At 69.4% G+C, this 12,272-nt stretch carries 12 protein-coding genes; 7 read left to right on the top strand and 5 right to left on the bottom strand.

The window, feature by feature from the left end:
- Window positions 1–332 precede the first annotated feature (332 nt).
- The 4 genes from B9S64_RS34525 to B9S64_RS17610 all read left to right on the top strand — a co-directional run bounded on the left by B9S64_RS34525 (window position 333) and on the right by B9S64_RS17610 (window position 3,601).
- Complete coding sequence (locus B9S64_RS34525) at window positions 333–488, top strand: hypothetical protein (RefSeq protein WP_181012435.1); 156 nt, start codon at window positions 333–335, stop codon at window positions 486–488.
- 161 nt (window positions 489–649) lie between these two features.
- Window positions 650–871, top strand: a complete 222-nt coding sequence (locus B9S64_RS17625; protein WP_028443362.1) for a hypothetical protein — start codon at window positions 650–652, stop codon at window positions 869–871.
- Window positions 872–1,292: 421 nt separating this feature from the next.
- Complete coding sequence (locus B9S64_RS17620; RefSeq protein WP_093532311.1) at window positions 1,293–1,793, top strand: SigE family RNA polymerase sigma factor; 501 nt, start codon at window positions 1,293–1,295, stop codon at window positions 1,791–1,793.
- A gap of 569 nt (window positions 1,794–2,362) precedes the next feature.
- On the top strand, window positions 2,363–3,601 hold the full coding sequence (locus tag B9S64_RS17610) for a mannosyltransferase family protein (protein ID WP_181012434.1): 1,239 nt from the start codon (window positions 2,363–2,365) through the stop codon (window positions 3,599–3,601).
- A gap of 665 nt (window positions 3,602–4,266) precedes the next feature.
- Here the strand turns inward: B9S64_RS17610 and B9S64_RS17605 are convergent.
- The 4 genes from B9S64_RS17605 to B9S64_RS17585 form a co-directional block, all read right to left on the bottom strand.
- Complete coding sequence (locus B9S64_RS17605; RefSeq protein WP_103493445.1) at window positions 4,267–4,809, bottom strand: NUDIX hydrolase; 543 nt, start codon at window positions 4,807–4,809, stop codon at window positions 4,267–4,269.
- Window positions 4,810–4,814: 5 nt separating this feature from the next.
- Window positions 4,815–5,936, bottom strand: coding sequence for an adenosylhomocysteinase (locus tag B9S64_RS17600; RefSeq protein ID WP_103493444.1), 1,122 nt, complete (start codon window positions 5,934–5,936; stop codon window positions 4,815–4,817).
- Between the two features lie 520 nt (window positions 5,937–6,456).
- Window positions 6,457–6,852 (bottom strand): ATP-binding protein, encoded by a 396-nt coding sequence (locus B9S64_RS17590; RefSeq protein ID WP_103493443.1) that lies wholly within the window; start codon window positions 6,850–6,852, stop codon window positions 6,457–6,459.
- Window positions 6,853–6,860: 8 nt separating this feature from the next.
- Entirely contained in the window at window positions 6,861–7,289 is a 429-nt protein-coding gene (locus tag B9S64_RS17585) for a hypothetical protein (RefSeq protein WP_103493457.1), read from the bottom strand.
- A gap of 153 nt (window positions 7,290–7,442) precedes the next feature.
- Here B9S64_RS17585 and B9S64_RS17580 point away from each other — a divergent pair, with 153 nt between their 5' ends.
- From B9S64_RS17580 to B9S64_RS17570, 3 genes are read left to right on the top strand one after another with little or no spacing between them, the layout of a single operon-like run.
- Complete coding sequence (locus B9S64_RS17580) at window positions 7,443–8,543, top strand: helix-turn-helix domain-containing protein (protein ID WP_103493442.1); 1,101 nt, start codon at window positions 7,443–7,445, stop codon at window positions 8,541–8,543.
- Window positions 8,544–8,557: 14 nt separating this feature from the next.
- A complete protein-coding gene (locus B9S64_RS17575) occupies window positions 8,558–9,226 on the top strand; it encodes a YdcF family protein (RefSeq protein WP_103493441.1) in 669 nt (222 codons plus the stop codon).
- Window positions 9,168–9,962 (top strand): WbqC family protein, encoded by a 795-nt coding sequence (locus B9S64_RS17570; RefSeq protein ID WP_103493440.1) that lies wholly within the window; start codon window positions 9,168–9,170, stop codon window positions 9,960–9,962. Before B9S64_RS17575 ends, B9S64_RS17570 begins: the two co-directional genes overlap by 59 nt.
- A gap of 663 nt (window positions 9,963–10,625) precedes the next feature.
- On the opposite strand, the gene xerC is transcribed toward B9S64_RS17570, so the two are convergent.
- A complete protein-coding gene (gene xerC / locus B9S64_RS17565) occupies window positions 10,626–12,185 on the bottom strand; it encodes a tyrosine recombinase XerC (protein WP_103493439.1) in 1,560 nt (519 codons plus the stop codon).
- Window positions 12,186–12,272: the final 87 nt, after the last annotated feature.

The following is a 12,272-nucleotide window of genomic DNA, read 5'->3' as shown; positions in this document are numbered from 1 at the left end:
CCTCGTGCCCCTCGTGCCTCTCGTGCCTCTCGTGCCTCTCGTGCCCCTGGCGTGTCGCGCGAGGGGCGCCTCTGCCCCGTTCCGCGCCGCCGGGCGGGGCTCACCCCCGCCGCCACGCACCGAACGTCGTGCCGGACAGCGCAAATTCAGCGGGAAGCCGTGCCGAGAGGGCTACAGTCTGCATACACCGCGTGTTGATCCGGATGCCCCCGGAGCGGTGCGGCACCGGGGAGCGGCGCTTCGTCGCCGCCCCGGTCGCGACCAGCCGAGCCGTTCTCACCGCCAGGCAGGGTCACGGGGCTCCCACCGCACACCTACGTACAGGACACTCGATGACCGACATGCCCGCACGCTCCACGCAGCGGCACCCCGACAGCCTGGCCGCGGCCACGGACCCGGGCGCGCCGGCCCCGCTGCCCTCCCCGCAGTACGCGGGCCTGTTCGTGGAGCCCGATCTGCCGCCGCTCCCGGTCGACGACACGGATTGACAGCCGGACGGCCGGGGCGAGGAAGGGAACGGCCGGTGACACGCACCCGGTGAGCGGCCGGGTGACACGCACCTGGTGAGCGGCCGGGCGACAGGCGCCCGGTGACCCGCCGGCGGGACGCGTGCCCAGTGACCGGCCGGGCGTACGGTCGTTGAGAGGCCATGCGCACCCGTATCGGCGTGGTCGTCCTGGCCGTGGTCCTGCTGCTCGCCGCGTTCGTCTCGAACATTCCGTCCCAGGCCGAGACGGAAGCGGCCTGCCGACGTGCCCTCGACAACACCTCGACCGCCGAGAACCGTCCCGACGTCTGCCGGGACGTCTCGGCGGAGACGTACCGTACGTTCCTCCTGATGTACGAACTGCGGGCGGAGGGGCTGGACTGACCCCGTAGCACCCCGTAGCCCTGCCCGTACGCACACCCGTATCCCCGTATACCTACGCGGCCCGCCCTCGGCCCCCGGCGCCCCGCACACACGGACGCGTGGACACAGACCCCAGCTCACCTCTGCTCCGAGCTGGGGCTCCGCGCCGTCGAAGGTGATCTCGACCTGCCTGACCCACGCCGGACGGCCCGGGTCTTCCACCGCCGCGTCCCGCCCGAGGCCGATCGGCCGCCGGACACATCGGGCTCGCCGTTCGAGGCGGTGACAGGGGCGACGCCGGGCACCGGGCGTGGAACCACGCGGCCGCATCGCCCTGTTGGGTCGTGTGACGACCGCCACTGCCCTTTCTCCGTGGGTGATGTCGACCGGATGCCCGGCGGCGGGCGTATACCCGGTGAAGCGAAAGATCCGGGAGTGACTGTTGACCGTCGAGGAGTTCGAAGCGTTCTACGTCCAGGCGGTCGCGCGTCTCACAGGCCAGTTGTACGTGATGACTGGGGACCTCCAGGAGGCGCAGGACGTCGTCCAGGAGGCGTTCGTCAAGGCATGGGTCCGGCGCGGGCGGCTGGAGCGTGACGGGCAGCCCGAGGCGTGGATCCGTACGGTCGCGTGGCGCCTGGCGGTGAGCCGCTGGCGTTTCCGGCGTCGTTCGGCGGACGCCTGGCACCGGGGGAGCGACACGGCCGGGCACGTGGCGCCGCCGGACCCGGACCACGTGGTACTGGTCGGCGCGCTCAGGGAGTTGCCCGCGCAGCAGCGGCGGACCCTGACGCTGCACTACCTGTGCGACCTCACGGTGGAGCAGATCGCCGGTGAGACCGGGCTTTCCGCCAGCACGATCAAGACGCATCTGGTCCGCGGACGGGCGGCACTCGCCCACCGTCTGCAGGACCCCCGCATGGAGGAGGCTCCTGATGTATGAACCACGGGATTCCTTGGAGCCGGGGAGATCGGAGGGCGCGCGCGATCCGTTGCGGTCCTTGTTCCGGCAGGCCGGGGACTTCGGGCAGGGCCGCTCCGTGGCGGGCCCGGCCGCGCACATCACCGAACGCGGCATGCGGGCCCGGCGACGCCGAATGGCCGCGCTCGCGGTAGGGGTGTGCCTGGTCGTCGGCGGGGGCGGCGCGGCGGCGGTCGGCATGCTCCCGGCCACACCGGCTCCCGCGCCCCCGGCGACGAGCCCGTCGCCCAGCTCCCTCTCCCCCGCGCCACCGCCGCTCGACACGCCGACGCAGCCGCCGTCGCCCAGTAGCACGCTGCCCGGAACGCCGGATTCCGTCACCAGGTCCTCGTCCCCGGGGTACGTGCCGACGACGGAGGCGCCGACGACTTCGCTGTCGCCGACATCGACGCGTCAGGCGACGTCGGCGCCGTAACCGCCGCCTGCCGCACCCTCGTCCACCTGCCCCGCCCCCTTTCCCCCTCCCTCCTGTGACCCGGCGGCTCCACCGGGCGATCCCGCGCGCCCCGACATGCCCGAAAGGCTCCCGAGTGTCCACCTTGTCCCCCAAGCTGCGGCCCGCCCCGCCACAGCCCGAGAGCCCCGAACCCCGGTCCGTACCGCGCCCGCCCTGGGCGGCCCGGTTCGGCGGGGCGATGGCCTGGCTCACCCCCGCGGACCGCGGAGTGCTGTGGCTCTACCTCCTGACGCGCATATCCGTGTGGATCACGGCCCACGGTGCACGGTGGTTGTTCCCCCAGGGCTCCGACGTACGGGATGCGGGACCCGTCCTGGCGCCGTTCCAGCACTGGGACGCGAACCACTACCTCCACATAGCGCGGGACGGCTACTTTCCGGCCGACGCGGGCCCCTGGACGCTGAGTTGGGACAACAGGGAGGCGTTCTTCCCCGGCTTCCCCCTGCTCCTCAGGGCGGTGCACACCGTCGTCCCGAGCTGGACGGCGGCGGGCCTGCTGATCTCACTGATCGCGGGAGCCGTAGCGGTGGTGGCCCTCTCCCGCACAGCCCGCTCCTACGTTCCCGAGGACACCGACGGCCGGCGCACGGCCCTGTTCTTCCTGCTCTCCCCGTGCGCGGTGTTCCTGGCGGCCGGCTACACGGAGGCGCTGTTCCTGGCGTTCGCGCTCCCGGCCTGGCTGGCCGCCCAGCGCCACCGCTGGGCGTGGGCGTGCGCGCTGACGGCGCTGGCGACGACGGTACGGGTAAGCGGCCTGTTCCTGGCCGCCGCGATCGCCGTACTCTTCGCGCTCTCGGCGAAAACCCGACGGGACTGGCGCGGGTCGGTCTGGCTGGCACTACCCGCGCTGCCGCCGGCCGCGTACAGCTGGTACCTACACGCGTACACGGATGACTGGATGGCGTGGAAGCACGCCCAGGAGCGCGGCTGGTACCGCGAGTTCCACACGCCGTGGGAGGCGTGGACCAACACGTGGCACGCGGCGTTCGACGGCCTGCACACGACTGGCTACGCGGCGATGTTCCAGGCGGAACTGGCGGCGATGCTGGTGGGCCTGGCCCTGGTCGGGCTGCTGGTACGACACCGCCGCTGGCCGGAGGCGGTGTACGTCGCGCTGAGCCTGTGGGCCCTGGGAACCTCGTACTGGTACACGTCCGTCCCCCGCGCGACCCTGCTGTGGTGGCCGCTGTGGACAGCCCTCGCGGCACTGAGCCTGCGCCGCCCGTGGTTCAGAACGGCGTACCTGTGCGTGACGGTGCCGCTGAGCGCACTGGTGGCCCTGGCGTTCCTCACGGGGCGGTGGGCGGGGTGAGGGGGCCGACGATCTCCCTACGGGGTCCGCCCACGCAGGTGCCCGAAACCGCCGCAGCGTACAGCCAGCTGAGACTGGCTCGTACACTGCACAGCAGGTGAGAGGCAGCAATCCCACCTCTGATCGGTAGGCCGTGTGGGACTCGAACCCACAACCAACGAATTAAAGTCCCGGCCAATTCCTGCCGGGACCTACGTTGGGAACTCTGGAGGATCCAAAAGTCCCTGGTCAGCGAATCGCTCTTGCCGTCCGGTCCAGATCTGAGCGCGTCGTGCTAGAACGTCCGCTCACGCATCGCTCACGCATCCGGTCTGAACGACGTCATCACGGCCCAACACTCTTTCCAAACGTTCGCCCGGGGATTCGTCGGAGGACGCTTGTGTCCTGACCTGGTGCGGAGCCGGTAATGGCGTCGCCCTCGAACGGCGTCGGACGAGAGCGAACGAGACCAGAACTGAGACCGAAAGCCAGGACCGTTTGGAGGTTGCCTGTCGAGTGGTGCCTCTCCGATTGCCGCCGGATCCAAGTCCCAGCGTGCCGTCGGACGCGCCGTGAACTGGGGCGGCAGGCGGTCTACGCGGGCATGCCCGCGAAGAATTTCTCGTCGCAGCCGTACTCGTTGCGGAGCAAGCTCGAACTGGCCCTCCGCAGCGCCTCTGCGATGGTCAGAGAAGCACTCGGGCGACCCGTTGCCTCAGCTGCTCGTCGACGAGGCTCTCCACCGTGCGCCACGCGGCATCCGTGACCTCATCGGTCTGCAGTTCGCCGATGTCGGCGGTGGTACGGAACAGGAACCGGAAGTCGAAGTGCTGGTGGGCGGGCTCGTCCTTGGCGGGGTTGGCGTCGATGGGGTGGATGTCGATGTGCAGCGGGATCTCGCTCTGCGGGGTGACGGCGTGTGGCGGGATGCCGGTCTCCTCGGCGAGCTCACGGCCGGCGGCCTGAAGGAGCGTGTCGTCCGAGGGCTCGATGTGACCGCCGGGCAGCAGCCACTTGCCGGTGGCGTTGTGGAGGATGTGCAGGACACGGCCGTCGCGGCCGACGAGGATCGCACCTGCGGTGACGTGTCCCGGCAGGGACTTGCGGCTGGTGAGGTCGTTGCCGTCGTCGAGGAGGCCCTGGACGACGGCGATCTCGCCCTTGTCCTCAGGGTGCTGGTCGAGGTATGCGGTGATGGTGGTGCGGATGTGCCGGACCGTGATGGGCATGGTGATCACCTGTTGAAGTAGGAGAGCCAGGTCGCCGCGATGGCCTCGCGGTCAGGTGCGGGGACCTCGTGGATGCCAGGGGCGAGGTCCCCGCGGGTGAGAATCCTGATCGCGGCGAGGATCTCGGCCTGGATCAGGAAGATGAACGGTCCAACGCTCGCACCGTGGATGAAGTTGACGGCATTGCCGCCGTTCGCCAGATAGAAGTAATGACCGGTGGTCTGGTAGCGGGTGACGTGGTCGCCGACCACCGTGCGGGTGTAGACGTCCGGCAGGCCGGCAAGGTCGAGCTCGTCCTCGCTGGAGGTGACGGTGGCGACGTAGGCGCCGTTGCGCAGGTGGGAGAAGTCCTCGCCGCGCAGGGAGACCGCGCCGGTCGCGCAGAGCACCAGGCCGGCGCCGGTGAGCGCGGTCTCGCGGTCGCGTGCGACGGTGAACCCCTGGGACAGGGCCTGGGTGCGGCGTACTGGGTCGATGTCGAAGACGGTGACCTGTACGCCCTTGGCGTGCAGGAGCCGGGCGATGGAGGAGCCGAGCTTGCCGAAGCCGATCACGAGGGCGGGGCGGCCATGGAGGATGTCGCCGCGGCCGCGCATGACGGCCTCGGTGGAGAACACGACGGACTGGCCGACGAGGTAGTCCTCGGGGTCCTTGAGCGGGGAGCGGGCCACCGAGATGACGGGGCAGGGCAGTTTGTCGAGGGTTTCGTAGCGGCGGTGGCCGTTCTCGGTGTCCTCGACGACGCCGACCAGGCGGCCGGTGAAGCGGCTGTGGAGGTCGGTGAGGGTGGGGGCGAAGTAGCCGCCGACATCGAGGAGAGAGACGGGTTCCCCGGCGGCCCGGGATTCGAAGTAATCCAGCGCGGTGTCCGGGTCGGTGAACAGTTCGCGGGTCAGGGTGTCGACGGCGACGGTCCGCTCGGTCTCGCGCTGGGCAGCCGGGTGGACGGACTTCGGCTTGGGCAGCACCGCCGTGAGCCGGGTCATCGCGGCAACGGCGCGGACGAATGCGGGGCGCTCGGCCAGTAGGTGGGTGATCAGGAACGACGAGGTTTGCTCGTCGGGGGCGAACTGGACGGCGATCCGGGCGAAGTATGCGTCCAGCCTGGCGCGTTCGAAGGTTTCCACGGCAGTTGCCTCTCATCCGTACAACAGGGGCCGTGCAGGGAGCCCCAGGGGGTCAGCGGCTGCGGGCAAGCCCGGACAGCAGCCGATCGGACCGGCTTGCGGCATCCAGGTAGGTGTCGAACTGAGACGCGTCGGAGGACTGCGACAACGATTCCAAGCCGAGCAGGAGAACGGCTGTGCCAGTGCGGGCGAACCTGGGCCGTCCAGGCAGGACGGCTTGGCAGGCGCAGCCTGCGGGAGGCGCCGGGAAAGTGGAGAAACACGTGGTCGCCGATGACGAGCAGGCAGCGGCCGACGTCCGGGACCACATCCTCTGCCCTGCCCAGTCCGCCGAGGCTGTCCGCGAGACGCCGCATGCGGGATTCGGGCGCGTCAGCGGGTTCAGAGAAAGCCGGAGCAGGACTGTGCGCGATCAGGATGTGGGCGATCTCGCGGTCGTCCGGACCGGTGCCCGGCCAGCTCCAAGCTCCGAGTGAGAGGAGTCGTCCGGGCTCAGGTCCGGCCGGAGTATGGGCGGCGGTCACGCCCGGTTCACTCCCGCGCCCTTGAAGGAGGACCAGACGATCTTCCCGAGGGGTGCGCGGTCCTGCACTCCCCAGTCGTCAGCGAGCGCAGCCACCAGGACCAGACCGCGTCCGGACAGGTCGGTGTCGGCGGCCTCACGCGTCTTGGGCTGTTCGCGGCGGCTGTCGTGCACCTCCAGGCGTACGATGTCGTCCTCGACGTCGAGGCGGACCAGGAATCCGTGGTCGGAGACGGTGCCGTGGACGAGCGCATTCGTCGCCAATTCAGAGATGCAGAGACGGACATCGTCGATACGTTCACCACGTCCCCACCCGGCCAGGGTTACGGTGGCGAATTCCCGCGCCTGTTGGATGGATTTCGGGGTGGCCTTGAAGAAGCGCTTTTCAATCATGGTTGTCCTCATGACTCGGCGTCCAGGAGGCGGGCGGGTCCGCAGCCGTGGCGGAGAGCCACGCCCCCGGAGGCGCGTGGCGGGGACGCAGGGCGGGGGCGCCGAACGAGCAGCAGCCTGGAGCCGGCTGCCTCAATCTGTCGACCGCGCTCAGTTGCTATCGCCTTCGGGCCAAGGTGTGACGCCGCCGGGGCGAGCACGCCGTAGACGTCCGGCAGGGCCAACACGTCCAGCAGACCGGTGAAGGCCGCCGAACCGGGGCCGGCACTCCCCTCGCGATCAGTGAAGACGCCGGACAGCTCCAACTCGTGCCTGCGGCAGTACTCGGTGAGCGAGGCGGCCAGCGCCTCCTGCCGGGCTTCGGAGACCCGCACCAGTCGCAGGAAGCCGTAGACGACAGGCCCGCTGACCAGGCGATGTTCCGTGAGGGGTTCCATGCGGGGGACCGTCCAAAGGGTCGACACGTGGTGACGATCCTGAGCATGGAGGTTCCCGAACTCCTGGCCAATCACCTGCCGTTCTACTTCCGTTCCACTTCCGTCCCGCCGCCCACAGGCATCTGCTTCGATGACGGTGGAAGGGAGTGAGGCGTGGCAACCGTGCACCACTGGACCGGCCTGGAGGCGAGGGCACTGCGTCTCGCCCTGCGCTTGAGCGTGCGGGCCTTTGCCGAGCACCTCGGCGTGGCCGTCGCGACGGTCTCGAAGTGGGAGAGCAAGCGCGCCGAGACCGAGCCCAGACCTGACACCCAGGCCATCCTCGACACCGCCCTCGGACGCGCGGACGCCGCCGCCCACCTGCGCTTCGAGACGCTCCTGTCGGAGATGGCCAGCACCGTGCAAGGCGCCGGACGGCGCGTCACCGCCGCCGGCCCGCGAGCTTGGGAGTACGAATCGTGGGCCGAGGACCTGGATCGCGTCGTGGTCGCGCTCTCCCGTCAGAACTTCACCTTCGCCGACAGCCTGCTCAGCCGCTGGCTGACGCGGTTCAACGCCCGAGAACTGGATGAGAAGGGCCTTTACCTTTTCGCCCGCTCGACCGCGCTGCTCGGGGACCTCAAACGCGACCAAGGCTCTGTGCTCGGCCCACTCTCCGCCCAGCACTCCTACGACGGGGCTCGCGCGGTTTTCGCCCAGCTCGACATCCCGCGTCGTGTCGCCCAGCTCGACCTCTCCCTCGCGGTGGTCACGGAAATGTCCGGCAAGCTAGAGGCTGCCGCCCGCCACTACGAAACCCTCGCCGTCGACGACCGGCTCTCCCGCCGGGACCGCGCCAGGGCCCGCCTGTGGGTGGGTACGGCGCTCAGCAAGAACGGTCGCCACGACTACGCGACCCGTGTCATGCAGGCCGCGACCCGCGACTTCGAGGACCTCACCGAACCCGACGACTGGTCGGTCGCCCACCAGAAACTCGCCCTCGCCCGACGTGGCGCCGGCGACCTCACTCAGGCCCTGCACTTCATCGACATCGCACGCAGCAGCGGGGCCGCGGACTCTCCGATGCAACGTGTACGGCTGGACACCGCTCATGGCCACATCCTGCTCTCCGACGCGGCGACCCGGGATGATGGAATCCACGTCCTCGATCAAGCCACCCGCACGGCCGCGCAGTACGGACTCGTGCACCAACTGCGCAGTATCGAGGGCATCAAGGCCATAAGCGCGGGGCCGACCGGCCCTCGGCGACGGTGACCAGGGAGAAACGCGTGAGCGACAACCAGCAGGCCATTACCGAGGACCAGTGGCACCGGGCCGCGCTGCTCTGGGACTACCACCAGATGCACCACCAGCTGCGGCCCGTCGACGTGGCGATCGGGCTGGGCAGCCACGACCTCGGTGTCGCGACTCACTCCGTCGAGCTCTACCGCGCCGGGCTGTTCCCGACCCTGGTCTTCACCGGCGGCAACAGCCCCACCACTGCCAAGGTCTTCCCGCGCGGCGAGGCCGTCCACTTCCGCGAGCACGCCATCGACCTCGGCGTCCCCGCCGAGGCGATCCTGCTGGAACCGTATGCCGGCAACACCGGGCAGAACGTCACCTTCTCCCGAGAGGTCCTCGCCGCCGCCGGCATCACCCCGACGACGGTGATGCTGGTCTCCAAGCCCTACATGGAACGACGGTCGTTCGCGACCGCCCGCAAGCTGTGGCCCGACGTCGAGATCCTCTGCGCGTCGGAGCCGCTGGAGTTCGACGACTACGTGAAGTCCATCGGCGACGAGAAACTCGTCCTGGACATGCTCGTCGGCGATCTCCAGCGGGTCATCGAGTATCCGAAGCTCGGATTCGCCATCACGCAGGAGGTCCCGGAGGACGTGCATGCAGCGTATGAATCCCTTATCCATGACGGCTTCATCAGCCGTCTCATCTCTTCCTGACCTGCCCGAGTCGGGCGGATTGTGCGCAATTCACCAACCCAACCTGTTCCCGAGACTGACCACACTGGCCAAGCTGTTCGCGGCGAACTACTGGATCGTCTTGGACGACGTGCAGTTCACCCACCGCGACTACCAGCACCGAGCTCGCCTCGGTGCCCTCGACGAACCGGATCGTCGGCAGTGGCTCACCGTCCCTACACGCCTTCCCCGCGGACGGCCGACTCTCATCCGGGAGGCGCTGATCGACGATCCTGACCGGGCCCGCCGGAAAACTGCGGCGATGCTGCGGCAGTACTACGGTGCGAGCCCTTACTGGCCTGTGCTCGCACAGGCTCTGGCCCCTGTACTGGACGCCTTCGGCGCAGGCAGGACCGCCATGGTTGCCGAGATCTCCACCCGTGCTCTGCTCGGTCTGCTCGGCTGGCAGGGCAGGATCCTGACCAGCAGCGATCTTCCCGCCAGGCCGGGCCGCTCCCAGCGACTTGCTGATCTATCTGCCGTCACCGGCGCCCGCGCGTACGTGTGCGGGACCGGCGGCATGACGTATCTCGACGCGGCACTGTTCGCCGCCGAAGGCATTGCCGTCCTGCCGTTCCATCCGCCGGTGACCCACATCTGGTCCTCCGGCCGAAGTCTCAGCTCGCTGTGGGCGTTGGCGGCACTCGGCCCGCAGGAGGTGGCCGCCCGCATGCAGCGGCTCGCCTTCGACCACGGCCTGATGGTGGCCGCCGCTTGACCGCTGCCTGTTCGTGCGTCGTCCGGATCAGCGGTGTGGGCGGGTCGGACGGCTCGTGGGAGTCGCGGCTGGCTTCGACGGCTGGCCGGTGGAGGAAGAGCGCTGGTGTCCGCCGGCTTCGGCGTCGGCGAGGACGGTGGCGAGGGCGGTGGCGAGGGCGGGCCCGCCGGGGCCGGTGGCGGTGTGTGCGATGTCGCGGTCCGCAGGGCGTGGGTGACACGGTCCTCGGCCCGGATCTGCGACCGCTGGGCACGGGCGAATGCCGTACTGGTGTGGGCAGGTCCGCTCACGCATCGCTCACGCAAGAGTCCGGGAAAGACGAAGCGCCCCGTCCGGCCGAAGCCAGTCGGGGCACTAACCAGCAGGTCAGAGGGTATGTCCTCGCCCTGCGTCAGGTAGGCCGTGTGGGACTCGAACCCACAACCAACGGATTAAAAGTCTGCGGCGCGCTCATGAGGCCTCGTGCGACATCATGACGGCCGAGGCGACACTGTGCGTTCCAGTACTGGTCAGCGGCAGTTTCCTTCCGCTGGACGCGGCCGGTTCACTCGGCCTCATGGGGTCTCATGCGGTGCTGTTACGGATCGTTCGGGCCAGCACCGGGCCAGCAGAAAGGCCCCGCCACCTGCGGTGACGGAGCCTTGTTGTCCTACGTCCAGGATACTACTCCGACGCATCCTGCGGCTGCCCCTCGGTGTCCCTCCTGGCCCTCGGCACGACGGCGGCCGCGCGCTCGGTCAGCTCGTCCTCGTAGTCCTCGAACAGTTCCATGTACGTGTCGCTCGTCAGGACGATCGTGGAGTGACGCAGCTTCACCTTTGCGTCGTGGAGGTCGCCGCCGCCGGCCTTCACGAGAGCGGCCGCGCCGTGACGCAGGTCCCGCAGGTTGATGGGCGGCAGGTCCGTTGTCGCCAGGATCACTCGGAACGCGTCGCTGAACGTCTCCGGGTGGACCCATGAGCCGTCGGCCTGGGTGAAGACCTTGCCCGTGTCGGCCCATTTCTTCCCGGCCTTCAGTCGCCTCTCGCGCTGAGCCTCTTGGCGTGCCTTGTGCTCGCGCAGCACCGCGACGGTACCCACGTCGATCTTCACGGTGCCCGCTGAGCCGGACGTCTTGGGGTCGGTCTCGATCGGCGTCCAGCCGTCGACCACCAGTTCCGTCGCGACCGTCACGGTCCGCCGCTCGAAGCTGACGTTCTCCCAGTCCTGCCCCGCTCCCTCGCCTCGGCGGAACCCGTGATGAGCGACGAGGTGAAAGAAGGCATACAGCTCGTGCCCCTCGGCAGCGTCCAGGAAGGCGCCGAGCTGTGCGGGGGTCCACACCATCACGGGACTCGGCTTGCGGCCGGTTTCCCGCCACCGGGCAACGCGCTCGTCCGTCCAGAGCAGGCCCTTCGGCCGGGCGGCGGGGATCAGCTCTACGTGCTGCGCCGCGTTGAAGGTCGTCACCTGCTTCTTGATGGCGTAGTTCAACGCAGCGCGCAGAGTGCGACGAATGGACTGCACGGTGGCGGGCCCGGTAACGCGCCGATACGGGGGCATTGCCGCCAGCCGTGCGCGCTCCTCCTCCAGCCGCGGGCGCTCGGTCGCCGGCGGGCGGCCGCCCCGGGCCCACTTCGCCCGCTGCTCCTGCTCCCGGCGAGCGGCGTTCTCCGCACGGATCACGTCGGCCTGGTCGACGATATCGTCGAACATCTGCTGCGCCTGGCCGACGCCGAACCGGTCCACCCTGTGGTGGCCCACCCTGGGGTCCAGGTGGACGCGGACGTGGGAGCGGTAGCCCTTCGTCGTCGTAGAGCGCGTCTTCTTCGAGCCGAGCCAGGAGTCGAACAGCTGGCTCATAGTCATCTTGCCGTCGAGGTCCACACCAACACCAAGCCGCTTACGGACCTCGGCAGCGTCGGGGATGGGGCGGCGGTCACGCATGACGCCCTGGAGCAGGTCGCCGACACGTCGTGCGGCGTCCTCGTCGTCATCGCTGACCAGGTCGAGGATGCTGCGCAGCTTGTCGAGGTCCTCCTGCGCCTCTGTCACCTTCGCGTAGCCGACGCGGCGGAACGGCCGGCGTTTGCCGTTCTCATCGAGCGGGAGTTCCTGGCGGACGGCGTAGGACCCGTGGCCCTTCTTCGTCAGCTTCGGGCACGTCGAACCGAGCAGGTGCCCACCGGGGCCGCGGCACTCACACCGCCTGGTGATACTCCCCGCTCTGCGCGATGCGACCACGGGTCACTCCTCCTGGACGATCAGCCCGAGCGCGGTCAGCGCGTCGTACATCTCGACGATCTCCTTGACGACCTCGGGAGTAATTTT

This window comes from Streptomyces sp. SM18 (genome assembly GCF_002910775.2).
GTDB lineage: Bacteria > Actinomycetota > Actinomycetes > Streptomycetales > Streptomycetaceae > Streptomyces > Streptomyces halstedii.
The sequence above is the reverse complement of the archived record's forward strand: the minus strand, read 5'-3'. Positions and strand labels throughout refer to the sequence as shown.

Excerpts from the sequence above, each read along its gene's own strand:
- B9S64_RS17585 (WP_103493457.1), bottom strand. The coding sequence starts at position 7,289 with ATGGAACCCCTCACGGAACATCGCCTGGTCAGCGGGCCTGTCGTCTAC.
- B9S64_RS17605 (WP_103493445.1), bottom strand. The coding sequence starts at position 4,809 with ATGCCCATCACGGTCCGGCACATCCGCACCACCATCACCGCATACCTC.
- B9S64_RS17590 (WP_103493443.1), bottom strand. The coding sequence starts at position 6,852 with ATGATTGAAAAGCGCTTCTTCAAGGCCACCCCGAAATCCATCCAACAG.
- B9S64_RS17570 (WP_103493440.1), top strand. The coding sequence starts at position 9,168 with ATGCAGCGTATGAATCCCTTATCCATGACGGCTTCATCAGCCGTCTCA.
- B9S64_RS34525 (WP_181012435.1), top strand. The coding sequence starts at position 333 with ATGACCGACATGCCCGCACGCTCCACGCAGCGGCACCCCGACAGCCTG.
- B9S64_RS17625 (WP_028443362.1), top strand. The coding sequence starts at position 650 with ATGCGCACCCGTATCGGCGTGGTCGTCCTGGCCGTGGTCCTGCTGCTC.